Origin of the sequence: Sutterella faecalis (genome assembly GCF_006337085.1) — a bacterium.
Lineage (GTDB): Bacteria > Pseudomonadota > Gammaproteobacteria > Burkholderiales > Burkholderiaceae_F > Sutterella > Sutterella faecalis.
In genome coordinates this window covers 39,310-64,788 of the sequence record NZ_CP040882.1, presented here as the reverse complement: position 1 = coordinate 64,788, position 25,479 = coordinate 39,310, and the positions used below count along the sequence as shown (strand labels likewise).

Below are 25,479 nucleotides of genomic sequence, written 5' to 3'. Positions count from 1 at the left end.
GTAGATACACCTATTGTCGCGCCCATTCGCTCGAACGGGTTCGATGCAGTGGGTGGTCCATGTCATTAAGCCAGGAGGCTATCTGCGCAAGCGCACCATCTATCTTCTCTTCCCAAGGAAGACCTGCAGCGGCAAAGCTGCTGATCAGGAGACTTTCAAACTGGCTGCGAAAATCCTCCGCATCCGCAAACTCGCAGACTTCCGAGAAATCGAGATGAACAACGGCATGCGTTTTCTCTTTCCAGAGCTTTTCGACCGCGAGGCCCTGAAAATCCCTCAACTCATAGCGGAACAGGGAATCAAAGGTTGAAGTGAGGAGCGACTTCCCGAACCGGCGCGGACGCGCGACGAAAATCCGGCCGCCTTCGGATGAGAGCCGATGGATCGCTTCCGTTTTGTCCGCATAGATGCAGTTTTCCTCGCGGAGCCTCGCAAAATCGGAATGGCCCAGCGGCAATTTGAAGACTTCTTCTTTCTGCATGACGCGCACCATCCCGCAGTTCCGAAAAAGCGATTCTATCGCCCCGATTGGCTTAAGCCTCGCAGCCGGATGAACCTCAGAGCGCGCTCTCCAGGTACGGCGCACGGATGGGCCGCTTCCCGCCCGATAGACCTCAGTTCCGGTCAGGATGGGATTAAATATTGATCTGCATCAACTTGAAACGGTGATTCAGCCTGCGCGGGAAATCCCTCCATCTGTCAAGCTAACCCTCAATACATTCTTTTTTCGTTCACCCCATGCTTTTCCTCGTCTCGATTCTCAATGCCGCCTGGCGCTGGCGTCGGTCCTTCGGTCCGCTGCCCGCGTTCGCGTGCGTCCATTCCGGGAATCGTACTGACGAGGCGCTCTGCTGTCTGAGAGTGCTCCATCAGAGGAAAGCATGACGAACGCTTGAACCCAAGAGGACTTTTCGTCAAAGTCCTTGCCCTGAAAGCGGACCAGAGGCCATTGGCTTCCGGTCCGCTTTTTTTCGTCCCGATTTTTTGTTTTCTCCTTTTCCTTCTTCCGCCCGGAGTCGAATCCGCCATGCTGAGCTTCCAGGAATTTTCCGACCTTGCCCTGAAGGGCAACCTTGTTCCCGTCACCGAAAAACTTTGCGCCGACATGGAGACGCCGGTCACCGTCCTCGCGCGTTTGAAGGATGACGAAAACGTCTTTCTCCTCGAATCCGTCGAAGCGGGAGAACGCTTCGGGCGCTATTCCTTCATCGGCCTCAACCCGCGGGGCGTCTTCACCGTCGAGAACGGGAAAGCCTTCTACGCGCCCGCGGATGGAAAGAAACGCGAACTCCCGGCACCAGACGGCCCGCTCATGGCAATGAGAACTCTCATGCAGGGCCTCACGCCCGCACTTTCCCCCGACATGCCCGCCTTTATCGGCGGCGCCGTGGGCGCGATCGGCTACGAAGCCGTCGGCGAATTCGAAACTCTTCCCGCGCCGAAGCCCGGCCTCAGTGGGCCCACGTCCTCCTTCATGATTGCTGACGACCTCATCATCTTCGACAACTTCCGACATACGCTGATGCTCTCGGCGGCCGTCCGGACGGATGAGTTTGAGACGCTCCAGGCCGCCTACAACGAAGGCGTGCGGCGCGTCGGCGTCATGAAGGAAAAGCTCGCCCGGCCGGCTTTTCCCGCAACCCCCGAAAGCCATCCCGTTCCGGAACTCCGCTCCAACTGCACGGAAACGGCGTTCTCAGAAATGGTCGAAAAAGCCAGGGCGCAGATCCGCGACGGCAACATCATCCAGGTCGTGCTCTCGCAGAAATTCTCGGGCGAAACGGATATTCCCCCGCTCACGCTCTACCGGGCGCTGCGGCTCATCAATCCCTCTCCCTACACCTTCTTCATGAAGATGGGAAAGCTCATCCTCATTTCGTCTTCACCCGAAACGCTCTGCCGGACGGAAGCGGGCGGCAAAGCCCTTCTGCGGCCGATCGCCGGCACGCGTCCGAGAGGGCAGACCCCGGAAGAAGACGCGGCGCTCGAAAAATCGCTTCTCGCCGACCCGAAGGAGCGTGCCGAACATCTGATGCTCGTCGACCTCGCGCGCAACGACCTCGGACGAATCGCCGCCCCCGGCACCGTTCAGGTCTCCGACTTCATGTCGATTCAGCGCTTCTCCCACGTCATGCACATTGTGAGCACGGTGGAGGGCGAGCTCGGGGAAGGCAGGGACGCGTTCGATCTCGTGCGGAGCGCCTTCCCGGCGGGCACGCTCTCGGGCGCCCCGAAGGTGCGCGCGATGGAAATCATTCATGCGCTTGAACCCTCGCCCCGCGGGATGTACGGCGGGGCAGCCGGCTACTTCGGCTACGACGGCGCAATGGACCTTGCCATCACCATCCGCACGATCGTGCTCGACGGCAGGCACATGGAAATTCAGTCGGGAGCGGGCATCGTGCACGATTCCGTTCCGCATGCGGAATACCTCGAAACCTGCAATAAGGCCGCCGCCATGATGAAGGCGATCGAACTCGCCGCCCGCGGCCTCGCGCTCTGAAGCGCACCGGAAATGACGCCAACGACTGAGGAACAAGAATCATGAAGCTCGTCATGCTCGACAACTACGACTCCTTCACCTACAACATCGTGCAGTATCTGCAGATGCTCGGAGCCGAGGTTCAAACCTTCCGCAACAACCGGACGACTCCGGACGCCGTGCTCCATCTCGGCGCGGATGCGCTCGTCCTCTCCCCCGGTCCGGGGAAACCCTCCGAAGCCGGGATCCTCACGGATCTCATCCGGGCGGGCGCCCGAGAGAAGATCCCGATGCTCGGCGTCTGCCTCGGCCACCAGGCAATCGGCGAAGTCTTCGGCATGAAGGTGATTCATGCGAAGCGCGTCATGCACGGCAAAGCCTCCGACATCACGACGGACGGCCGCGGCATCTTCGCAGGGCTCCCCGAAAAGCTCTCCGTCATCCGCTACCATTCGCTCGCGCTCGACCCTGAGACGCTCCCGCCCGAACTTGAAGTCACCGCCCGCGCGGCGGATGACGGCGAAATCATGGGAATCCGCCACCGCACTTTGCCGATTGAAGGCGTGCAGTACCACCCGGAGTCGGTCCTTTCTGAAAAGGGCATGGAGCAGTTTGAGAATTTCCTCCGGTCCGTCCGGGCGTACCGCAGCCTAAGGAAATAACCCGGCACCAAAAGGACCAAAAGGACCAAAAGGACCAAAAAGACCAAAAGGATTAGGCCGCACGCATTGAGTGAAAAAGGCAGTTTTCTGCAACTTTTTGCGGAGGCGGGATGGATGGAATGATCGTATGATGATTTTTAAAATCTTCATACATTCTTCCTCTTTCCCCCATGTCCTGCCACATCCATTACCGGGAGCGCCAGCGAAGCCGGTTTGTCGTCACGGCATTCATTGCCGCTGCCGTGATTCTTCTTCTGGCGCTTGACCTTGCCACCGGATCTTCGGGCATTCCGCTCGGAGAGCTCCTCGCGTCCCTCGCAGCAGGGCCTTCGGCCGAGAATCCCCAGGCCCTCATTCTCTGGGAGCTGAGGCTGCCGATGTCGGTGACGGCGCTCTTTGTGGGCGCGTCGCTCTCGCTTGCCGGCCTTTCGATTCAGACGATCACCGCCAATGCGCTTGCGAGCCCCTCGACCCTCGGCATCACCTCGGGCGCGAGCTTCGGCGCGGCGCTTGCGATCACATCAGGCTTCACCATCGCTGGAGAACTCTGGACCGGCACCATTGCGGCCGCATTTCTTTCCGCGCTTCTCATCTGCAGTCTGATCCTCGCCCTCGGCCGCATGCGCGGAATGACGCCCTCGACGCTGATTCTCGCGGGCATCATCATGAACTTCTTCTTCATCGCGCTCGAGCAGCTTCTCATCTACCTCGCGTCGCCCGAAACCGCCCAGCTCATCAACGGCTGGACCTTCGGGAACCTCGAGCGTGCCGGCTGGCTCTCAGCTGCCGCTGCCGGAGGCGCGCTTCTCGCGGGCGTTCTCCTTCTTGCGCCTGCCGCCTGGCAGCTCACCACGCTCTCCGTCGGAGAGGAGCGCGCAAAGAGCCTCGGCGTCCCCGTCGCAAAACTGAGAATCCTCGTTTTCGCCGTCTCCTCTCTTCTCGTTGCCGCCGCCGTCTCCTTCATCGGCACCATCGCCTTCGTGGGGCTCGTCGCGCCTCACTGCGCAAAGCTCCTCCTCGGCGACGATCAGCGCTGGCTCATCCCGGGGAGCATTCTCGCGGGGGGCTTCATCATGCTTCTCTCCTCACTGATTGCCAAGTGGCTCTCCGCGGGCGCCATGCTCCCGATCGGCATCGTCACGTCCATTGCGGGCGTGCCCTTCCTTCTTGTTCTGCTGCTGAAAAGCCGGAGGGACTTCTGATGGCGCTCACGCTCACTATCGACAACCTCGGCGTTGATTTCGGACCGAAAAAGATTCTTCACGACATTTCTTTTTCCGTCGGGGCGGGGGAGCTCGTTTCCGTCACCGGCCGCAATGCGGCAGGGAAAACAACGCTCCTCAAGGCCATTGCCGGCCTCGCGCCCCGCGTCGGGAATGTCGTGCTCAAGGAAAACGGCGAGCTTCTTCCCAAAAGCGCCATAGCGTACCTCCCGCAGCTCACGCAGGTTGCAAGCCGCCTTTCCGTCTTTGAAATGGTGATGCTCGGCCTCGGACGGCGCCTCTCCTGGCGCGTGACGCCGGATGTTTTCGAGCAGGTTGATCAGACCCTTCATGCCATGCAGATCAGCCATCTCGCGGACCTTCCCGTCGCCTCGCTCTCGGGCGGCCAGAAGCAGCTCGTCTTCATGGCGCAGGCCTTTGTTTCCCGTCCGCGGGTGCTGCTGCTCGACGAACCCACGAGCGCGCTCGACCTGAGGCACCAGCTGATCGTGATGGAGGCCGCACGGTCGTACGCAAGCCGCACGGGCTCCATTGCGCTCGCGGTCGTGCACGACCTCATGCTCGCATCTCGCTTTTCGACGCGCCTCCTCATGCTCGCCGACGGCACCGTAAGGCGCTATGACACCCCCGAAAGGGTGCTGACCCCCGACGAACTCTCCGTGGTCTACCGCGTTGAGGCAGCCGTCGAGCGCACCTCGGGCGGGCGCCTGGTCGTGATTCCCGAGAAGCCGCTCGACGTCGACACGGGGCACCATCATCCCGACCACGTTCATTCCTGATCCCTTTTTTCCCTTTCTCAGACACCGGGCACGCCATGACTCATGCTTCCTCCCTCCCCTCCCGCATCTCGGACTACTGGGACACGCGCGCCGAAGGCTACAGCCTGCGCACGATCGATGAACTGGCTTCCCCCGAAGGCGAGCGCTGGGTCGCGCGCCTCACGCGCCTCCTCGATCTTCCTCCCTCAGCGAAGGTAGCCGACGCCGGGTGCGGCCCGGGCTTTCTCGCGCTCGCCGCAGCCAAAGCGGGCTGGAAGGCGGTCGGCTTCGACGCATCCCCCGGAATGCTTGAGGAAGCGCGAAGGAACGCCGCGGCGATGGGCCTCCCGGTTGATTTCATCGCAGCCGATGCGGCGGCGCTTCCGGTTGAGGACGGGTCGCTTGACGCCATTCTTTCCCGAAACGTCATCTGGAATCTTCCTGATCCCCTTCGGGCGCTCCGGGACTGGTTCCGTGCGCTCAAGCCCGGCGGCGAGCTCTTCTATGCCGACGGCAACCACTACCGATATCTCGAGGACTTGGCCTTCGCGCGGCTTCACCAGACGGAAGCCGTTCCCTACGGCCACAGCGAAAAATTCATGCTCGGCGTCGACACGAGCCCGATGGAACGGATTGCGGAGGGACTACCCCTCACGCACCAGGACCGTCCGGGCTGGGACGTTGAATCGCTCCTTGAATGCGGCTTTTCCGACGTAACCGTCCTCGAACCCGTTCTCGTCCATGTGACGGACCCGGCAACGGGCAGAGAAGCCGCGCTCGTTCGCGACTTCATGGTGCTCGCAAGGAAGCCCTTCTGAATCCCTTCATCCTTTTTTTCTTCTCTTGAAAGAGGCAGTCTCATGATCTCCCGCCGCACCGTTCTGCAATTTACGAGCGCCGCGCTCGCCCTCGGCCTGATGCCACTCGCCCGGGGCGCTGAAGCAGCGCTTCCCGATTTTCCGCCTGCCGGCACCTGGCCCCTCGTCTTCACGGACATCGCGGGCCGCCAGGTGACCATCAAGGAGGCGCCCAAGCGCATCATCGTCGCCAACTACATCGCCAACTACCTTCTTGTGGGGGGAAGCGGCGCGCTTCAGAAAGTCGTCGGCCTCACCCAGGACCACTGGGAGAGCACCCGCACGGGCGAATACCGCGTCTTCACGAAGGCGTTCCCCGAGCTCACGAAGATTCCTTCCATCGGGGGCTTCCACGACGACATTCTCAATACCGAACGCATTCTGTCCTTAAAGCCCGACGTGATTCTCATCGGCCGCTCGCAGTTTGCCGCCAACAACCAGCGCATCAATCTTCTTGAGCGCGCCGGAATCCGCGTCATCGTGATCGACTATCACGCGATGAAGCTTGAGAACCACGTGCTCTCCACCCGCATCCTCGGGCGCCTTCTCGGCCGCGACGACGCGGCTCAAGCGCTCTGCAGCGAATGCATGGAGGGGCTCTCCGAAATCGACCGCCGCATCCGGGCGCTCCCCTCGAACGCAAAGCACCGCACCTGCTACATGGAGCTCGGCAACCTCGGGCCCGGACAGTACGGCAATTCCTACAACGCCACGATTCTCTGGGGCGCCATTCTGAAGCGCATTGAAGCAGCAAGCATTTCTGAGAAGAACCCTGAACCCTACAGCGCCCTCACGCGGGAATTCGTGATCTCGAGAGCACCGGAAGTCGTCATCATCGGAGGCAGCATCTGGGGGAACGATCATGCCGATCAGATGCGGATGGGCTTTACAGTAGAGCGTGCCGATGCGATGAAGCGCCTCGAAGGCTTTAAAAACCGTCCCCTCTGGCAGAACCTGCCGGCCGTCAGGAATAACGAGTTTTATGGGGTCGACCACGGGAGTCTGCGCTCCATCGTGGACTGGCGCTTCACGCAATACCTCGCCAAGGTCTTCTATCCGGAAGCCTTTAAGGATGCCGATCCGGAGGCCGCCCTTGTCGCGACCTACCGCAAATACCTCCCTGAAATCGATCCCCAGGGAACGTTCATGCTTTCAATGAAGGAAGGCTAATCCGCGGCCGTACGCATGCCGCAGGCGCATTTTCTCAGCAGCCGCTCGAGCTCGCCGGCCTCCTCATCCGTGAGGCCGGCGCAGATGTCGTCCGTGAGCTTTTCCGAAATCTCCATCATCATGGGCCTGAGGGCCCGGCCTTTGGGCGTGAGGCAGATGACGCTCGCCCGGGCATCGTCGGGAGAAACCTGCTTCACGATGTAGCCCTGCTTCTCAAGGCGGTCCACCATGACGCTCGTCGTCGATTTGGTGCGCCGGATTTTCTGCGCGACCGCCGTAAGGCTCTGCCCTTCCTCGGCAAAAAGCACCATGAAGATGTCGCCGCAGCTCGTCGTCAGCTCATCGAGCCCTTCGGCCTTCATGCGCTGAAGGAGATTCCGGCGGCCCTCTTCATGAATGCGGGCGGCAAGGGAAAGAATGGCTCTATGATGCATTTCAAAAAAATCCTTTTGGGACGGTTGCAGCGCGGAAGTGTTTCCCCGGGCGATCACGCAATCAAAAACGCCTTTATAGCAAAAAGGCCTCGGCAATCGCCTGAGACATTTCCCGGGCTGTCGGCTTCGCGGCCGCTTGCGGGCGAAGAAACGAAGAGGATTCGTCTTCGCCCGCCGCGGAGATCCGCGCTTTCCCTTCAGAGCGGATTAGTAATTTTCCGCGCGAACCTGCTGATAGGACTGCGGATGCGCGCAGACCGGGCAGACTTCCGGAGCCTTTTTGCCCATCACGAGGTGGCCGCAGACGCGGCACTGCCACATCACTTCCTCACTCTTCTCGAAGACCTGCTGCATCTCGATGTTTTTGAGGAGCTTGAGGAACCGCGCCTCATGCGCCTTTTCGATCGCGCCCACCGCACGGAACTGGTACGCAAGCGCGGGGAAGCCGTCGGCTTCAGCCTGCTTCGCAAAGGTCTCGTACATGTCGGTCCACTCGTAGTTCTCGCCTTCGGCCGCGGCCTTCAGGTTTTCCGTCGTGGTGCCCACGCCGTCGTTCAGGTGCTTGAACCAGAGCTTCGCGTGCTGCTTCTCGTTTTCCGCCGTCTCTTCAAAAATCTCGGCGATCTGCTGGAAGCCTTCCTTGCGGGCGACGGCCGCAAAGTACGTGTACTTGTTGCGGGCCATGGATTCGCCGGCGAAGGCGGCTTCGAGGTTCTTTTCGGTCTGGGTGCCGGAGAATTTCGTCTTGGTCATTCGGGGGTCTCAATGTTGAATGATTGGAGTCCGCTTTTCCGCCGGATGGCGGAGAGCGGTTTTTCTTGGGATCTGCGGGCGAAGCGGACTTGAAGTCTCTTTTTTCGGACCGCAGCCGAATGATAGAGGGAAAAACTCGTCCGATCAGAGGACGAGAGGGAAATTCAAAAGGCAATTTCAGGAGCGGCCGGGCCCGTCCCGATGTGTTCGGGAAAGGCCCGCCGACTTCATGCGGCTCTCCTCACTGAGCTGCCGCGTCGTCCTCAAGGCTGAAGACTTCCTCGAGTTCGCGGTTCGTGAGGTCGCCGATCCAGTTTTCGCCGGTAGACACCGTCATTTCCGCAATGAGCTTCTTCTTTTCAATCATCTCGTTGATCTTCTCTTCGAAGGTGTTGGCGCAGATGAAGCGGTAGACGTTGACGTTCGAAGTCTGCCCGATGCGGTAGGCGCGGTCGGTCGCCTGGTTTTCAACCGCCGGATTCCACCAGAGGTCGTAGTGCACAACGGCGGAGGCGGCCGTGAGGTTGAGGCCGGTGCCGGCCGCCTTGAGCGACAGAATCATGATGTTCTCGTCGCGCCGGTTCTGGAAGCGGTCGACCATTTCCTGCCGGCGCGCCGGAGAAAGGCCGCCGTAGAGAAACTGCGGCTTCTTTCCCGTCCGCTCGGCAATCCAGTCCACGAGGAGATTTCCCATCTGCACGAACTGCGTGAAGATGAGGACCTTGCGGCCCGCCGCCTGCATTTCGTCGAGGATGTCGAAAAGCCTGCGCATCTTGCCCGACGCCATCGGATCGAGGTTCGCGGCCGTGGGTTCGAACTGCGCGGGGGAGTTGCAGATCTGCTTCAGCTGCAGCACCATCTGCAGAACGAGGGCGCGCCGCACGAAGGCGTTGTCCGCCAGCTCGACGATCTTCATGTTCTTTCGGACGACCGCGCGGTAGAGCGCCGCCTGCGTCTTTGTGAGGCGGCAGAATTCGTCCGTCGTGATCTTGTCCGGCAGGTCGCTGATGATCGACTTGTCGGTCTTCATGCGGCGCATGATGAAGGGAGCCGTCACGCGCTTAAAGCGTTCGGCCACCTCATAGCTGTGGTCGTTTTCAATCGGAAGCGCGAACTCGTCCTTAAAGCTCGTCGCCGTGCCGAGGAGCCCGGGATTGGCCGCCTCCATCACGGACCAGTATTCCATGAGGCTGTTTTCAACAGGCGTGCCCGACATGGCGATGAAGCCGTCGGGATTCATGCTTCTCACGGCCTTGAAGGCGTTCGTGCGGTAGTTCTTGATGGCCTGCGCCTCATCAATCACCATGACGCGGAGCGGAATTCTGCGCAACTCCTCCTGCGACGTGCGAAGCGTCCCGTACGTCGTGAGAATCACGTGTCCCGTGCAGAGAGAGATCCCTTCCCGTGCCGTAGAAAAGACTCACTTGAAGCTCCGGCGCGAACCTAGCGGCTTCGCGGATCCAGTTCGTGAGAAGCGTTGTCGGGACAACGACGAGCGCTTTCTTCTCCTTCAGTTCGCCGTCCTCGCGCAGGCGCTCAAGGACGGAAATCACCTGGAGTGTTTTGCCCATGCCCATATCGTCGGCAATGATGGAGCCCATGCCCACGCGCAGGTTCTTGAGCATCCAGCGGTAGCCGCGCTCCTGGTAGGGACGGAGCGTCGCATTGAGCTTTTCGGGCGCTTCACAGGCTTCATCGGCCGTGAGTTCCTTCAGCGCCGACTTCACCGAGTCGGAGAGCCTCACGCCCGCGCCCTCAATGTCGCCCGCCAACGCCGCCCGCAGCACCGCCGCCTTCGTCACCTGAGAGCGTTCGGCAAGCTTCTGGCGGATCGTGCGCACGTCGTCGTGCGAGACCATCATGTAGCGGTCGCGGAAGCGCACGATGCGCCCGGCGTTCTTGCAAAGCTCGGTAAACTCGTCGAGCGAGACGACTTCGTCCCCGATCGCCACCTGCCAGCGCCAGTTGAGCATTTCCCTAAGATTGAGGAATCCGCCCGTCCAGTCCTTGCTGAGATCAATGTCCATCTCAGGCTTCGGGAAAAGCAGGTTTCTGAGCTTCCTCGGGAGCGTCACCGAGACGCCGAGCATTTCTAGCTTCGGGATGGAGTCGGCGAGAAGCGTCGTCGCTTCCTCAAGCGTCATGGCGCGCGCGGAGTCGCTGCTCTTCAGAATGTCGGCGAGTTCCGGGCAGTAGCTCGAAAGGCGCGACACCGTCCTCAGGCAGTCAAAGCGCACGGGCCGGAAGCGACGGTCCTCGAGAATGGTTTGGAGGGGAACGGTCCCGATGCGCGCCGTCCGCTGCGGACGATGGGCATTCCCGCCTTCCTCAGGCGCTTCCGTGCGGAACATGAGCTCCATGCCGATCGGCATGGCCTTGATTTTCTCCTCATCGAACTCATCGGTGCCGGGCTTCGCGAAATCAGGAAGCGAATAGCATTCCGCCTTTTCCTCGTCGTCATGAATGCCGTCGTCCTCGAGTTCCCCTCTTTCCCGCCGCGGGCGCGTCGGACCGGCTTCAACCTCGAATTCCCTCGCCGGCCGGGCTTCAAGCGCTGTTGCAGAGACGCGCTTCTTCTTTGCAAGAAGCCCCGCTTCGTCTGCTCTGTCCTCCATAAGCGTCCAGAGGTCATGGACGACCAGAATGGGCTCGGCCGCGGCGAATTCCTCGACATAGAGAGGCGCCGTCCAGCTTTCGAGCCTGAGGCCCATCGCCTTCGCTTCCGGATCCTCGCTCGTGTCGACGGGCTTTCCGGAAAAGAGCGCGCGATGAACATCGGCATCCACCCAACCGGAATCCGCGGAGCGGTTTTCCGCCGCCTTCTTCACAAAGCTTCCGATGAAGAGGCTCAGCACGAGTTCCCCGAGAAGAAGCGGATCGACGGGCCCGCGAACGCCTGAAATTCTTAAGAAATCAACCGGGACATGCGCGAACGCTTCGCCCACGCCCTCGGTAATCCTGCGCACCTCGGGGATGAGCACCGCAGGAATCCAGCGCGCGAGGAAGAAGTCCTCGATCGGCTCATAAATCTGCGGCATCACCGCGCCCTTCTGCACCAGCCGGCAGGCAATGAGCCAGGCGTCGTAGAGGGCTTCGAGCTCGCGGGGCGACTCCAAGAACATCTTCGTCGTAAGGTGCCCCGAGAAGATTTCATAGAGCGCCCGCGGCGCCGCGTCGGGACCGCCCGGGAGGCGCACGATGAGATTCTCTCCGGTCGGGGCCTTTTCGCTCCAGACGAGCGACGCGTCGACCATCGCCTGACCCCAGGTATTGAGGCTGATGAGGGGCCGAGATTCATCGTATTCAGGAATCGTCCTCACGATCGAAGCCGACATCTGCGCCTTCGCAAGGGCAGCCGCCTCTTCAAGGACGCCGTTCGCGACGCCCCTCAGATTTCCGTAGGCGTAGCCCGCGGGCGTCTCGGAAAGGAGACCCAGAATCGCCTGACGCTTTTCGTCGATCGGCTTGAAGGTAAGGTCTTCGAGGTTCTCGAGCCACTTCGCAGAAGGATCCTCTTCCGGCACCCGGCCGCCCGCGGCGATGAGGTCCGACCAGAGCGGCATCTCGGTGCGCACGGCGCGCGTAATCTGCACGCCGCGCTTTTCCATTTCCGCGACGAGATCAATCCCGCGCATCTGAAAGAGCACGAAGGGATTGGCGTCGATCTCTTCGGAGAGCTTGTAGATCACGGCCGCGATGTGCTTGCAGGGAACGGCCCAGTCCGGGCAGCTGCAGCTCATGCCGAGGTCGCTCCAGCTTTCCGGGAAAATCTTGATCCCAAGGCGCTCGCAGATTTCGGAAATCTCGGGCGCGAGCTCGCGTGCAGCGAGGCGGGCGACAATGAGGGGCGACTCCGCCATCTCGTCGATGAGGCGGGAAACGTCCTCCTCAGCAATCGCCGGGAGCGTGAGCTTCACAGCATAGAAGGGATCAAAGTTTCCCGCTACGCGGGCCTTGACGGCGTGCGCTTCCGGATCGATCTTAAGCGACTGAACCTTGCCTTCCGCGGCATAGGCGAGACCGCGCGGAATTCTGTTTTCGTAGTCGACCGCCTGAAGTGCGTCGAGCCAGCGGCGGCCCCACCATGTTGTGCCGTATTGCGGTGAAGAAGTCATGGGTTGCGGTTCCCGGAGGAGTTCGAACGAGAGTCTGCGAGGATATCACCCGGCAGCCGCCGGCATGCGTGCGCGCGCTTCAAGATTTCCCGGAGAACCGCTCCTCTCAGGCATTATCCGCAATGCCTATGCCTCCTTAGAACCATCCGCTTCGTCGTGCAGATGGTTGAACTTCTTCCGGTATTCCGTGGGCGAGCAGCCGACATGCCTCAGGAAGAGCTTCGAGAAGTGGTACGTGTTCTCGTAGCCAACCTTCCAGGCAATCTGGTTCAAGCTCTCCGACGTGGTCGTGAGCGCGAACTTGGCTTCCGTAATGCGACGCTGAATCACGTAGTTGATGGGCGAAATGCCGTATTCCTTCGCAAACTCGTGCGCGATGTAGCTGACGCTTGCACGGAATTTCTTCGAGAGCGACTCAAGCGTGATCTTTTCCTTGTAGTTCTCGTTCAGGTACACGAGCACTTCGCGGATGAGGAGGTTCCTCAGCTTCTTGTCTTTTGAGAATTGATTCGCGAGCCGGAAGTTCTCGTAGAAAAGCACGGTAAGGACCGTGGCGAAGGCGTTGGCCACCTCCGGGACAAGAACGCTCTCGGAAGAAAGAAGCGCATCCATTTCGCGGAAGATGGCGCCGATCGTGGCGGCGCCTTCCGTCACCTTCGCAACGGGGAGCATGCCGGGGAGAAGCACATGGTCGAGCTCATCGCGCTCGCGGAACTTGAAGCCGTATACCGCACAGGTGTAGGTGGTCGCAGGATCGGAATCGTCCGACGCGACCATATGGAAATTCCCTTTCTCGAGCGCAATGATGTCGCCTGCGTTCGCCGTGTACTTGTTGGCATTGACCATGAGCTGCACGGTGCCTTTTTCCACCCACACGAGCTCCGTTTCGTTGTCGTGCATATGGTAGCCGGACGCCCAGTGCGGATCGTCGCTCAGGACGTAGCGCGAGATCTTGGGCAGCTTGTCTCCCTCAAAATGCAGGTGTTCTGACGGTTCGAAGTACTTTTGAAACATATCGATATCCTGTCGAAAGCGAGAGTCGGGTTCCAATCTGAGCGTCAGGCGGCCTAGCTCCCGAGGAGCGCCTCCGCCCGGCGGCTTCGCCAGGCAATGAAGCAGGCAAGCACGACGCCGACAGCGGCAATCACGACATCAAAGCGGAAGATTCCAAGGATGGAATCGTTTCTCGCAATCCAGGCGGTAATGAGCGGGATCGTGAAGTTGGAAATGCTCCCCGCACTATAGTAGATACCCGTAGCCTTCCCCTTGGCGGAGGGAAACTGAGCGGCGAGAAGCGTGAGTCCAAGCTGCAGGACGCCCCCCGCCGCAAAGAATCCGAAGACGAAGGCAAAAACCGTGACAAAGAGTGAAGTGGGCCAGAGCGTCACGACGAGAAGCGAGAGAAAGCTCATGACCGTGCAGATGAGGAGCATCTCGCGGGCCTTGAGGAACGTCTTGAGGGCAAGCGACGAGAGAAAGACGCCGCAGATCGAACCCGTCGTATAGATGGAAAGGAGCTGGAGCGACGATTCGAAGTCCATGCCGGCCACCTGTTCGCCGTACTGCGCGAGCCACTGACTTACGAGGTAGAAGGTTGCCATGGCGACGTAGCCAAAAAGCGTGTAGCTCACGAGATCAGGAATTGCGATGCTTTCAGAACCCGACTTCGCTCCGCTGTTCTTCCCGAGGTTCTCCGACGCCTTCTGTTGCCCCGCTGAACCCCTGGAGCCCATCCGCAGGAGAATGACGAAGTTGACGGCGAGCACTGCCGCAGCCGCAATGAAGGACCAGCCGTACCAGAGGTTGAGCGCCGCGAGGACGCTCACGACGAGGGGCAGAATGAACTGGCCGGAGGCCACGAAGGCTTTGATGAGAATGACGGCGGGCCCGGGCGAATCGGGAAAAAGCTCCATGAGCTTCGGATAGGTGCCCGCGTCAAGAAGGCTGTTGGCTGAGCCCGCAAGGAACCCAAAAACGTAGGCAAGCGTCAGGTCGTGCGTGAAGAGCAGTCCGATGAAGAAGGCCATATAGACGGCAATGCCGCCGAGCACGAAGGGCTTGCGTCCCCATCGGTCGGAGAGCGTGCCCGCGATGTAGAGGAGCGCGAAGCGGCCGAGACCAAGGGAGGAGATCACGACCGAAACGCCCGCCGCATCAGTACTCCACTGCACCTCAAGCGAATGCATGTTGAGGCTGATGATGAGCACGCCGATGCCGTGAACCATGTAGTTGAGGTAGAGGCAGAAGGCGGTGAAGTACCGGCTGACTGGCATTCCTTACTCCCTAATCATCCTTTGAGATTTCCTGGGGGGCCTCTCATTCCATCGGATGCAGGAAGCACTCGCGTCTTCAGATTTCCGGTCGAACGAAGCAGAATAGTTATGGTCGAGAAAGTCCGCTCGCAGCGGCGAAGCCTCTCTCATCACCACCAGATAATTCTCGGGAATTAAGCCGTTTTCAAAAACCTCCGACCTTGCAAATCTGACGAACTATCCTGCACAAAAATACCCACTTCGGAATGCATGAAAAGTGTTGCAGGACCACAAGAGAAAAGAAGCAAAAGTTAGTAGAAATGAGCTAGTTATAAAGAATGAGTCGAACCAGCCTTCGGTTGAAACAAAAAGTGGAGCGCGATTATCGTGCAGAGGTTCGGGACAATTACGCGCAAAACCTGAAAGACTCTGCACGGGGCCGCGAATTGTTCTGCAGATGCGCTTCACTTTTGCTCTTTTTCCCATATGCGAATCAAAAAAATAGGCACCCGATGCGCCTCAAAGGAGTAAAAAAGACGCAGCGGGTGCCGGAGGGGACCCCGAGCAAGCTCGGTTTCAGGAGAGAAAAGAATCGGTACTTGTGTTCAGCGCCGGCGGCGCAGACGCTAGTCGGAAGCCATGCCTTTATTGAGGCGCGCGATGATGTCGCGCTTCAATTCGAATTTGCGGACCTTGCCCGAAGCAGTGCGCGGGAGTTCCGGGACGACGACGAGATATTCCGGGAACTTGTATTTGGCGACGCGCCTCGCATCGAAGAAGGCAACAATGTCCCTGAGCGCGAGCTTCGCCGCACCCTGCTTTTCCACCACATAGGCGCAGGTGCGCTCGCCCAAACGATCGTCGGGCATCGCCACCACGGCAGCAGCCCTGATCGACGGATGCTCCATCAGGATGTCCTCGACCTCGCGGCTTGAGATGTTCTCGCCGCCCCGCACGATGATGTCCTTTTTGCGGCCGGTGATCTTGATGTAGCTTCCGGTATCGTCCGTGCGGCAGAGGTCGCCCGAGTAGTACCAGCCGTCGGCGTCGAGCGCCCGGGCGGTGATTTCGGGCTCTCCGAGGTAGCCCACGAACACGTTGGGGCCGCGGGAAGCTTCCTCGCCCTCGTCGCCCGCCGGCACCTCATGGTGCTCCGCATCAACGACGCGGATTTCAACGCCCGGCACGGCGCAGCCGTCGGTCAATTCCGCGTGCGCGCGCGTGTCGTCGGGCTTCACGACCGAATGGGGAGAGCTTTCCGTAGAGCCGTAGACCGAGAAGAGCCGGATGCCTAATGTTCTGCATTCGCTGAAGATCCTGGGCGGAATCGTGGTGCCGCCGCAGAGGAAGAAGCGAAGGGACGAAAGGTCGCGCGGCTCCTTTTTGATTTCTGCAAGGATGTCGTAGACGAAGGGCGTGGCGCCGAGAACGCACGTAATGCGCTCGCTTTCAATCAGATCAAGGCATTGATCCGCCTTGAAGATGTCGAGAAGCACGGATTCGCCGCCGAGAATGAAGGGCAGCGTCACGCCGTGCAGGAACCCCGTGGCGTGTCCCAGAGGCGCGGGCATGAGGAAGCTGTCGAGCCAGGAAAGCCCGAGCCTTGCCGCATAAGCGCGCTCGCTCGCGAGAATGTTGTTATGGGTGAGCATGACGCCCTTCGGCAAGCCTTCAGTTCCGGACGTAAAGAGCACGGCGGCGAGATCGTCGCCCGAAGTCTTTGCTTCCTCGTCAAGCGGTTCGCTCTTTTGAATGATTTCCGAGAGGACGGCAACCTTTTCGTCGCGCTCGAACCCCTCGGGAAGGCCTTCGAGCTTGTCGACCGCAACCACGGCCGCGAGCTGCGGCAGCGTCTTCGAGAGGCGCGCCATCATTTCGACGGGCTTCACCTTCTTAAAGGCAGTAGGCGTGAAGACCGCGCGGATTTCGCATTTTTCGAGCGCCCAGGAGAGCTCCGCCTCGCGCCACGAGGGAAGAATCGGCACCGTCACGGCGCCGAGCTTCAGGCAGGCGATGTAGGCTGCCGTGAATTCGCACCAGCCGGGAAGATCAATCGCGACGCCGTCGCCCCTGCCGATGTCCTTCTTCCGGAGCCAGGCGGCAAGGCGCGACGCCCGGTCGTCGAGTTCTCGATAGGTATATGCAGCGCCGTGGTTGTCCCGGACCGCGCGTCGGTCGGGACAGGCGAGGACCGCGTGACGCCACCAGTCGGCGAGCGAAGCGTCGCCCCAGAATCCTTCCTTGCGGTAAAGCTCGCGTCTTTCCGGGCTGATCTGATACTGAGCATGCATGACCGGACTCTCTTCTTGATGCGTTTGAGGGTTGTGAATGGAATGTCGGGTGGGGAAAAAAGAGGAGAGACTGCCTCGAAAAGTGCTGCCGGGAGCAGGACTTTCGAGGGACTGTCTCTCCTCGATCAGAGCAGGGAATGCGTCGCCGTCGCTTCCGGCATCAGCCGAAGCGGAACTCAACCCCGAAGGTGCCCTGCGGGAATTCCCATTTCTTCAGAATGGTGCTGCCGCAGAGAACTCGGCAGGTGCCGCATTCGAGACAGCCCGCGCAGTCGAACTGCAGGTTCCCCTCGGCATCCTCCTTGTAGAGGTTGGCCGGGCAGGCCTTGACGAGCTTTCTGAATTCGCGCCGATCCTCTTCGGTGACGATTTCCTTCAACACAATGTGCGCGTTGCCTTCATCGACGAAGAACTTGTCCGTGGAGAGCTTCGCGTCGACATTGACCGGAGCCGTTTCTTTCTCTTGCGTCATAGCGCTTTCCCCCAGCCGTAGCCGTCCTTAATGAGATTCCAGGCGCCCGCCTGCTTGACGTGCTTCCAGAGCATGGAGCGCACGGGCGGCACGGGGCTCCCGTCGATGCGGAAGAGGTCGCGCATGATGCCGGCGACGAGTTCCGGGTAAACCGTAAAGAGCCGCGGATTTTCAATGAGATGCGGCACATCCTGGTACTGCTTCATGTCGCGGATGACGAAGCTCTTTTCGAGTTCCGTCTGGTAGGAAGCCAGCCCAGCGGCGGAGAAGTCGCCCTTCTCCTTGGCGGCGATGACCGCGCGGCCCGCGAGTTCGCCGGACGTCACGGCAAGGTCCATGCCGCGCACGATGAAGCCGAGATTGATGCAGAGGCCCGCAGCGTCGCCCGTGATCATCACGCCGTCTCCGGCGAGCTTCTTCGGAACCATCGCGTAGCCGCCCTCGGGCACCATGTGGCCGGAATATTCGACGATCTTTCCGCCCTCAATCAGAGGCTTCACGGAAGGATGGTTCTTCAGGTCCTCGAGCATCTGCGGTACCGTCTTCCCGGCCTTTTCGATTTCGCCAAGGCCGCAGACGATGCCGAGGGACACCGTGTCTTCGTTCGTGTAGATGATGCCGCCGCCCATCAATCCGTCGGAGCAGGAGCCCGCGAAGAGCCAGGCGACGCCTTCGTCGCCCGAGAGTCCGAAGCGGTCCTCAATCACCTTCTTCGGGAGCTCAATCACTTCCTTCGCGCTCACCGCGTACTGATGCGGCGTGTATTCGGGGAGCATGCCGATCGACTTCGCGAGAAGCGAATTGACGCCGTCGGCGAGAATCACGACGTTGGCTTCGAGCTCATCCTCGCCCGCCTGAACGCCCGTGATGCGGCCCGCTTCATCCTGAAGCAGGCGGTCGACGCGGATGCCGGGAATGAACTGAGCACCGGCCTCTTCCGCCTTCGATGCAAGCCACTGATCGAACTTGCCGCGAAGCACTGTGTAGGACTCGGCTTCAGGAGTTTTGGGTGCAGCAGAGTGGTAGTCGAGCGTAACCGTATCTTCCTCCGTCATGAAGGAGATCTTCTCGCGGGTCACGCGGCGTTCGACCGGGGCTTCCTTGGCAAAGCCCGGGATGACGCGCTCGAGGCTGTGCGCATAGAGGCGCCCGCCCGTCATGTTCTTGCTGCCGGGATAGTTGCCGCGCTCAATGACGAGAACATCGAGCCCGGCTTTGGCCATGACGTAGGCGGCGGTGGAGCCGGCGATGCCGGCGCCGACCACGATGGCGTCAAATTTTTCTTCGGACATGGTTCTTCTGGAGAGGACCCTGGGGGAAAGCGGCCGGCTGAGCCCAAAAGGAGCAATAAGCTCAGCCTTCCGCGCGCAAGGATCCTTCTGGAGGGAATGGAGGGAAAGGGGAAAAAGCCGCAGCGTCCGGCCGGATCCGAGGAGAAAGCTCCGGCCGGACGCATTGCTTCAGTTCAAGCGCTGTCAGGAGAGCGCCTTGGTGAGTTCGGGGAGAACCTTGTAGATGTCGCCCACGATGCCGTAGTCGCAGTAGTTGAAGATCGGCGCGTTCTTGTCCTTGTTGACCGCGATGATCGTGCCGCAGTCGTTGACGCCGACCATGTGCTGAATCTGGCCGGAGATGCCGAGCGCAACGTAGACGTCGCCCTTCAGGAGAACGCCCGAAACGCCGATGTAGCGCTCGCGCTCCATCCAGTGTTCGCCTTCGGCGATCGGACGCGAGCACCCGACTTCGGCGCCGATCGCCTTCGCGAGCGCGTCGGCAAGCGCAAGATCCGCTTCCTTGGCGATGCCGCGGCCGACGCCGACCACGCGCTTCGCCTTCGTGAGATCGACGGCGCTCTGGGCCTTCGCGCGGCGTTCCTTGACGACGAGCGCATTGGCGGGCGCAACGTACGCAACCTTCGTGACGGCGAGGTCAGCCGAGGATTCGGCAGCTTCCGGCGCAAAGACGCCGCCCGAAACCGTCACCACCGCATTGGCGGAAAGAACCTTTTCGGTTCCGACCGCAAGACCGCCGTAGGTGCGGAACGAGACGCGCAGGCCGTCGGCGGCAGGATTGAGCGACAGCGCGTCGTTGACGAGCGCGGCGCCGAGCTTCTGCGAGAGCGCAGCCGCAAAGGCCTTGGAGCGCTTCGTCACGTCGAGAAGAACAAGGTTCCCTTCGCCCGTGATGACGGCGGCGAGGCTCGCGGCGTAGTTTTCAACGCAGCCGTCCGCAGCGACGGCGAGGTCGTAGACCGCATCCGGGCCGGAAGCGCGCAGCGCCTGAACGCCCGCTTCGGAGACGACGACGGCGTTCACCTTCGCGCCCGTCTTCTTCGCGCCGGAAATAAGGTCGGCATAACGGTCAGCCGCATCAGCGAAGACCCAAACAGTATTGATCTGCTTCATGATGAATTTCTCCTGCGATGCGCTGGATTAGTTGAAAAGGCCCTTGATCTTCTGAGCAAACTCAGCGACGACTTCAGGCGAATCGCCTTCGACGACGTCGTGCGCGCGCTGCTTCGTCGGCGGAACGACGACGGATTCGAGTTCGGCGACCTGAGCCGGAGCGCTCCAGGAGATGTCGGCAGCGCCGAGCGCCTTCGTGGGCTTTCTGCCCGCGCCGAGAATGGCCTTCATGGTCGGGATGCGCGGCGTATTGATGTCGCTCGTCACGCAGACGGCCGCCGGGAGCGGAAGCTCGATCACTTCGACTTCGTTTTCAAGCGAACGTTCAACGAGAACCTTGTCGCCCGCCTTTTCAACCTTGCTCACCGCATTGACGCAGGGAATGCCGAGGAGACCGGCGGTGAGGAGACCCACCTGCTGGGCGTAAAGGTCGCCCGAGCCTTCGCCGAAGACGAGGAGGTCAAAGCCCGTCGTCTTCACGGCTGCGGCAATCGCGGAGGCCGTCACGTCGGGAAGCGCACCTTCGAAGGCAGCGTCCTTCACGAGAACGAGTTCAGAGGGACCGCGGGAAAGAACGTCCTTTCTCAGCTTCGTATTCTCAAGATACTTTCCGCCCACGGAAAGCGCGGTGACCGTGTCGCCGTCGGCGGCCAGAACAACGCCGGCTTCGATGCCGTTCAGGTCAAACTGGCTGATCTTCGCTTCGGCGCGATCAAAATTCAGCTTGCTGTCGGGCGTCACGACGATGTCTTGCTCTTCCGGCACAACCTTGAAGCAAGTAACGATATGCATAATGACTCCTTCGTTATTTGATGTGTGCATGAGGGCCGGCTGGGTATATATCTGAAAATATGTCAGAGACCTTTTCAGCGGTCATGCGGAATATCAGGAATAAATATCTGGAATGAGCGCTTTTATTCGTTCTTTCGAATTAAGTCCCTCAAGCTGTGCACATATTGCCGGCTTAATTCAAAAGCCGCGAGATGGTTACTTGCTTTTCATTTGAATAATTCTGCAGAGCACGATCGAGTCTATAAATAACCCTTCCTCGATCAATCGTTCCTCAGGCCTTATTCCGCATGGGATTAAGGCGCTTTTGCGATAGGCATGCCGAAAGCACGCTTTCTCTGCCAGATCGTTCAGACGGCTTTCTCTGCTTTTTTGGGCCCGAAAGCACCCGGCGAAACGTTCAGCTCACGCGGGATAATATGAATTTTCCCTTAACAATCAAAATAATTGCATTCATCCCGAAGCATCCTTCGCCCTCCCCGGCGCCGCCATTCCGGAGCCCTGGACGCTCCCGCATTTCCACCCGCGGAAAGCGCCTGCAGCAAGATTGATCACCCTGCCTGCAGGATTATTGAAGGCCTCGAACCGCCTTCCGGAGCGCGCCCGGCATGGAGATATCGGTTCGCAATTAATTGTTTTATTTGAAATAGTTTGATACTCCGCTGAGAAGACCCATGAGATTTCGCCTTCCCGCCCCATGCGCGGCGCTCTTTTTGGATGCTTTCTCCTCTTCTCCGGATGCCGCTTTCTGCCTCAAAACGCTTTTTCTCACCGCTTCCCGGCCCTGAGATGCAGCTTTGTTGAAAACGCCCTTTTCGACGGAAGGAAGGCTCGCTCAGCTCCTTCGCGAGCAGCGCCCCTTATATATAGGGGATCGCCCGGGCGTCCCTTCAGGAACCAGACCGCGAGAGTCGATTTATCTCACGATCCAATATTTATCAATAAGTTGGATCGGCGAAAGCGACTGCTCACCTCTCGGCAGATAGCGCACCGGCTGAGGGCCTCGCCCCTGGTCCCGAACCCTCTTATCCGCCCTTTCGCAAGCCCCTCAAAAAAGCCTTCCGACCCCGCTTTCGGGGGCGGAGGAAGCGAAAAATTCTGCAGCCCGTGCAGGATTGTCCTGAGCGACAAGCAAAAAACCACTGCTCATTCATCCGGGCTTTTCCGGTTTAACCGGAGCATTTTCCCCAATCATCCGGGAGATATCGTTTTTAAGCATTGTCCGGAAAGCGCCGGGTCCCTGCATCATTCTTGAGAATTAAAACACCAAATTGCATTCGTTTTCATCCGCCCGCTTTCGATAATGACTCTCGTCCAATGGAACTAAATCGATAGTTGCAGACAGCAAAATAAATCAGTCAAGTTCCTGCCGGAGAAATTTTCTCATTCAGAAATATTTTTATTTCTCCTGACAGCTGCTTCACGATTAAGAGCCAAATATTTAAAAAGCTTTTTTTAATGCCTGCAGCTTTCTCAACCGGAGAAAACCCATGAGTCAATCACCAGCCGGGCCGTCGAAAGGCACGTCCTTCATGCTCGCAGCGATAGGCATCTACCTCAGCTACTTCCTGCACGGCGCGAGCGTCATCGCGCTCGCGCAGAACATGACTTCCCTTGCCGAGAAGTTCGCCACCGACAGCGCCGGCATCGCCTACCTGATTTCCGGCATCGGCCTCGGCCGCCTCGTCACGATCCTCTTCTTCGGCGCGCTCTCGGACAAGTTCGGCCGCCGCGCGATGATTCTCCTCGGGATCATCCTCTACATGATCTTCTTCTTCGGCATCCCCTACAGCCCCAACCTGATGGTTGCCTTCTGCCTCGCCTTTGCGGTGGGCGCAGCCAACTCAGCGATCGACACGGGCGGGTATCCGGCTCTGATTGAATGCTTCCCGAAAGCCTCGAGCTCCGCCGTGATTCTGCTGAAGGCCATGGTTTCCTTCGGCCAGATGCTCTATCCGATGGCCGTGAGCTTCCTCATGGTCTCGAGCCTCTGGTACGGCTACGCCTTCATTGTGCCGGGCATCATCTTCGTCCTCATCACGCTTCTCGTCCTTAAGTGCCGCTTCCCGAGCCAGGCCGTCGACGCAGCGGTTCTCAAGGATCTGCCGCAGATGCGCCAGCAGCCCTCCTACTGGGGTGAAGGCCTCATGGCCGTGATCTTCGGCGTCGCCGCCTTCTCGACCTTCTACGTGATTGCCGTCTGGATGCCGCGCTATGCCATGGCCTTCGGCGGGATGTCGGAATCGGAGTCCCTCACGACGATCTCCTACTACAGCATCGGTTCGCTCGTCTGCGTCTTCGCTTTCGCCTACCTCCTGAAGTCGAAGGTCCGTCCGGTCTGGGCGATGGTTCTCAACAGCCTCATCGCCTGCCTCGCCTCACTCGTTCTCTTCCTCTACCCGACGCCTCTCATCTGCAAGGCGAGCGCCTTCCTGATCGGCTTCTCCGCCGCGGGCGGCATCCTGCAGCTCGGCGTTGCGGTGATGGCTGAATTCTTCCCGAAGAGCAAGGCGAAGGTGACCTCGGTCTACATGATGATGGGCGGCCTCGCAAACTTCGTGATCCCGCTCGCCACCGGCTACCTCTCGCAGATCAGCATCAAGTACATCATCCTCCTCGATTTTGGTCTCGCTGTTCTCACGCTCCTCACGTCGCTCTACCTCTTCCGCCGCTACTACGCGATCTTCTCGATCCCGGCGCAGGACGTCCGCTTCGGCGAAGCGCGCTTCATCAAGTAATCCGCTTTCTCTAACCCAACCCAACAGGCTTTTCCGGAAAGAGTGAGGAACCTTTCCCCGCTCTTCCCCGGAAGCCGGATATCCCCGGGCGCTCCGGCTCATGGACCCGATCCCTGGTCCCGGAACCCCGATCTCCAAATCTTCCGCATTTCCTAAATATTTGAAGGAGTCAAAAATGGAAGTCACCGCTAAGTACGAGCTCATCGGCCTCATGGCTTACCCGATTCGTCACAGCCTCTCGCCGACGATGCAGAACCGCGCTCTCGACAAGCTCGGCCTTCCCTACTGCTACATGGCCTTCGAGGTCGACAACGCCTCCTTCCCGGATGCCATCAAGGGCCTTCGCGCTCTGAAGATGCGCGGCTCGGGCGTCTCAATGCCGAATAAGCAGCTCGCCATCCAGTTCATGGACGAACTCGCCCCGGCCGCCAAGCTCGCCGGCGCCATCAACACGATCGTGAACGACAACGGCTACCTGAAGGGCTACAACACGGACGGCACGGGCCACATCCGCGCCATCAAGGAAACCGGCTTCGACGTGAAGGGCAAGACCATGGTCCTCGTCGGTGCGGGCGGCGCCGCCACCGCCATCGGTGCTCAGGCTGCCGTTGAAGGCTTCAAGGAAATCAAGCTCTTCAACCGCAAGGACGAATTCTGGGAAGGCGCCCACGCCTTTGCGAAGCGCGTGAACGACAACTCCGACTGCCGCGTCACGGTCTGCGACCTCGACGATGAGAAGCTCTTCGGCGACGCCATCGCCGGCGCCGACGTTCTCACGAACGCCACCAAGGTCGGCATGAAGCCGCTCCACGAGCTCTCCGTCATCAAGGACGTCTCGATGCTCCGCCCGGATCTCCTCGTCTCCGAATGCGTCTACAACCCGCACATCACCAAGCTCCTCGAGCAGGCTCAGGCTGCCGGCTGCAAGACCGTCGACGGCTACGGCATGCTCCTCTGGCAGGGCTACGAGCAGTTCAAGCTCTGGACCGGCGAAGACTTCCCGATCGACTACATCCGCGAAGCGATGGGCTTCAAGTAATCCGCTGACTTCCCCGTCCGGACGGCATCTTCTCCAGCTCCGTCCGGCGGGGGGCGCGGATCCCCGAAAAGCACCGTATCCTTACTTTCTCCTCTCTCCGGATTCTGAAATGCAGACAGTTCAGATTAAAAACGTTACCCTGGGCGAAGGCGCCCCGAAGATCATCGTCTCCCTGATGGCGAAGGACATTGCCGCCGTCAAGAGCGAAGCCCTCGCCTACCGCTCCGCCGACTTCGACATCCTCGAATGGCGCGGCGACCACTTCGCCGCCATCGCCGACACGGCGGCCGCCCTCGAAGCCCTGCGCGAACTCCGCGCAGTCTTCCCCGACAAGCCCATCCTCTTCACGTTCCGCAGCAAGAAGGAAGGCGGCGAAGAGGAACTTGCTCCCGAAGCCTACATTGCGCTCAACATCGCCATGGCTGAAAGCGGCCTCGTCGACGCGATCGACCTTGAGCTCTTCACGGGCGACGCCCTCGTCTCCCAGGCCATCGCCCGCGCGCATGCGAAGGGCGTGAAGGTCATCATGTCGAACCACGACTTCCACAAGACGCCGGCGAAGGAAGAGATCGTCAAGCGCCTCACCAAGATGCAGGAACTCGGCGCCGACGTGCCCAAGATCGCGCTCATGCCCGAATCCAAGACCGACGTTCTCACGGTTCTTGCCGCCACCCTTGAAGTTTCCGAGAAGATTGCCGACCGTCCGATCATCACGATGTCGATGTCTAAGACCGGCGTCATCTCCCGCCTTGCCGGCGAAGTCTTCGGTTCCGCCGCCACCTTCGGCGCCGTCCAGAAGGCCTCCGCCCCGGGCCAGATCTCCGTGACCGACCTCCGCACGGTCCTCTCGATCATTCACGCGGCTTAATTTCCGGCCGTCTTCCCGCGCTCCCCGGCGTTCTTCAGCCGGGACGCGGACCGCGCCCGCACGAGTGAAGTTCTTCCCTGCGGGCCCGCACGATCGATTTTCTGAAAACCTCCAGCACTCTGCTGCGCCCTAAAAGCGCCGCAGCCGGGTTATCTCGCGCCCGAAAAGGGC

Annotated in this window: 21 protein-coding genes; 9 read left to right on the top strand and 12 right to left on the bottom strand. The window is 60.1% G+C overall.

Features of this window, described 5'->3' with window-relative positions; translation table 11 throughout:
* Nucleotides 1-10: 10 nt before the first annotated feature.
* Nucleotides 11-481 carry an AAA family ATPase gene (locus FG381_RS00250; protein ID WP_165697769.1) on the bottom strand — a complete coding sequence of 157 codons (471 nt, stop codon included), beginning with the start codon at nt 479-481 and terminating at the stop codon, nt 11-13.
* Between the two features lie 546 nt (nt 482-1,027).
* Here FG381_RS00250 and FG381_RS00245 point away from each other — a divergent pair.
* The 6 genes from FG381_RS00245 to FG381_RS00220 all read left to right on the top strand — a co-directional run bounded on the left by FG381_RS00245 (nt 1,028) and on the right by FG381_RS00220 (nt 7,152).
* Complete coding sequence (locus FG381_RS00245; RefSeq protein WP_139686985.1) at nt 1,028-2,503, top strand: anthranilate synthase component I family protein; 1,476 nt, start codon at nt 1,028-1,030, stop codon at nt 2,501-2,503.
* Nucleotides 2,504-2,544: 41 nt separating this feature from the next.
* The gene (locus FG381_RS00240; protein WP_139686984.1) at nt 2,545-3,144 is read left to right on the top strand and encodes an anthranilate synthase component II; all 600 of its coding nucleotides are present in this window, start codon (nt 2,545-2,547) and stop codon (nt 3,142-3,144) included.
* Nucleotides 3,145-3,314: 170 nt separating this feature from the next.
* Entirely contained in the window at nt 3,315-4,346 is a 1,032-nt protein-coding gene (locus tag FG381_RS00235; RefSeq protein ID WP_139686983.1) for a FecCD family ABC transporter permease, read from the top strand.
* Entirely contained in the window at nt 4,346-5,146 is an 801-nt protein-coding gene (locus FG381_RS00230; protein WP_139686982.1) for an ABC transporter ATP-binding protein, read from the top strand. Before FG381_RS00235 ends, FG381_RS00230 begins: the two co-directional genes overlap by 1 nt.
* Before the next feature lie 35 nt (nt 5,147-5,181).
* The gene (locus FG381_RS00225) at nt 5,182-5,943 is read left to right on the top strand and encodes a class I SAM-dependent methyltransferase (protein ID WP_139686981.1); all 762 of its coding nucleotides are present in this window, start codon (nt 5,182-5,184) and stop codon (nt 5,941-5,943) included.
* A 42-nt stretch (nt 5,944-5,985) separates the two neighbouring features.
* Nucleotides 5,986-7,152 (top strand): ABC transporter substrate-binding protein, encoded by a 1,167-nt coding sequence (locus FG381_RS00220; RefSeq protein WP_139686980.1) that lies wholly within the window; start codon nt 5,986-5,988, stop codon nt 7,150-7,152.
* Here FG381_RS00220 and FG381_RS00215 read toward each other — a convergent pair.
* The 11 genes from FG381_RS00215 to FG381_RS00165 form a co-directional block, all read right to left on the bottom strand.
* The gene (locus FG381_RS00215) at nt 7,149-7,586 is read right to left on the bottom strand and encodes a MarR family winged helix-turn-helix transcriptional regulator (RefSeq protein ID WP_139686979.1); all 438 of its coding nucleotides are present in this window, start codon (nt 7,584-7,586) and stop codon (nt 7,149-7,151) included. The two genes, FG381_RS00220 and FG381_RS00215, sit on opposite strands and share 4 nt — an antisense overlap.
* A 207-nt stretch (nt 7,587-7,793) precedes the next feature.
* The gene (gene rbr, locus FG381_RS00210; RefSeq protein WP_139686978.1) at nt 7,794-8,339 is read right to left on the bottom strand and encodes a rubrerythrin; all 546 of its coding nucleotides are present in this window, start codon (nt 8,337-8,339) and stop codon (nt 7,794-7,796) included.
* 241 nt (nt 8,340-8,580) lie between these two features.
* A complete protein-coding gene (locus FG381_RS12800) occupies nt 8,581-9,714 on the bottom strand; it encodes a DEAD/DEAH box helicase (protein ID WP_139686977.1) in 1,134 nt (377 codons plus the stop codon).
* Nucleotides 9,635-12,454 carry an SNF2 helicase-associated domain-containing protein gene (locus FG381_RS00200; RefSeq protein ID WP_139686976.1) on the bottom strand — a complete coding sequence of 940 codons (2,820 nt, stop codon included), beginning with the start codon at nt 12,452-12,454 and terminating at the stop codon, nt 9,635-9,637. Before FG381_RS00200 ends, FG381_RS12800 begins: the two co-directional genes overlap by 80 nt.
* A gap of 126 nt (nt 12,455-12,580) precedes the next feature.
* The gene (locus FG381_RS00195; RefSeq protein ID WP_139686975.1) at nt 12,581-13,468 is read right to left on the bottom strand and encodes an AraC family transcriptional regulator; all 888 of its coding nucleotides are present in this window, start codon (nt 13,466-13,468) and stop codon (nt 12,581-12,583) included.
* A 53-nt stretch (nt 13,469-13,521) separates the two neighbouring features.
* Nucleotides 13,522-14,727 carry an MFS transporter gene (locus tag FG381_RS00190; RefSeq protein ID WP_139686974.1) on the bottom strand — a complete coding sequence of 402 codons (1,206 nt, stop codon included), beginning with the start codon at nt 14,725-14,727 and terminating at the stop codon, nt 13,522-13,524.
* A gap of 605 nt (nt 14,728-15,332) precedes the next feature.
* Nucleotides 15,333-16,997, bottom strand: a complete 1,665-nt coding sequence (fadK, locus tag FG381_RS00185; RefSeq protein WP_139686973.1) for a medium-chain fatty-acid--CoA ligase — start codon at nt 16,995-16,997, stop codon at nt 15,333-15,335.
* Nucleotides 16,998-17,157: 160 nt separating this feature from the next.
* Nucleotides 17,158-17,469, bottom strand: coding sequence for a 4Fe-4S dicluster domain-containing protein (locus tag FG381_RS00180; RefSeq protein WP_139686972.1), 312 nt, complete (start codon nt 17,467-17,469; stop codon nt 17,158-17,160).
* On the bottom strand, nt 17,466-18,761 hold the full coding sequence (locus tag FG381_RS00175; protein WP_139686971.1) for an FAD-dependent oxidoreductase: 1,296 nt from the start codon (nt 18,759-18,761) through the stop codon (nt 17,466-17,468). Before FG381_RS00175 ends, FG381_RS00180 begins: the two co-directional genes overlap by 4 nt.
* 183 nt (nt 18,762-18,944) lie before the next feature.
* Nucleotides 18,945-19,874 (bottom strand): FAD-binding protein, encoded by a 930-nt coding sequence (locus FG381_RS00170; RefSeq protein ID WP_139686970.1) that lies wholly within the window; start codon nt 19,872-19,874, stop codon nt 18,945-18,947.
* Nucleotides 19,875-19,901: 27 nt separating this feature from the next.
* The gene (locus tag FG381_RS00165; RefSeq protein WP_139686969.1) at nt 19,902-20,666 is read right to left on the bottom strand and encodes an electron transfer flavoprotein; all 765 of its coding nucleotides are present in this window, start codon (nt 20,664-20,666) and stop codon (nt 19,902-19,904) included.
* Nucleotides 20,667-22,153: 1,487 nt separating this feature from the next.
* Here FG381_RS00165 and FG381_RS00160 point away from each other — a divergent pair.
* From FG381_RS00160 to aroD, 3 genes are all read left to right on the top strand, one after another.
* A complete protein-coding gene (locus tag FG381_RS00160; protein WP_139686968.1) occupies nt 22,154-23,401 on the top strand; it encodes an MFS transporter in 1,248 nt (415 codons plus the stop codon).
* Nucleotides 23,402-23,576: 175 nt separating this feature from the next.
* Nucleotides 23,577-24,440, top strand: a complete 864-nt coding sequence (ydiB, locus tag FG381_RS00155) for a quinate/shikimate dehydrogenase (RefSeq protein WP_139686967.1) — start codon at nt 23,577-23,579, stop codon at nt 24,438-24,440.
* Between the two features lie 109 nt (nt 24,441-24,549).
* The gene (gene aroD / locus FG381_RS00150; RefSeq protein ID WP_139686966.1) at nt 24,550-25,308 is read left to right on the top strand and encodes a type I 3-dehydroquinate dehydratase; all 759 of its coding nucleotides are present in this window, start codon (nt 24,550-24,552) and stop codon (nt 25,306-25,308) included.
* Nucleotides 25,309-25,479 lie beyond the last annotated feature (171 nt).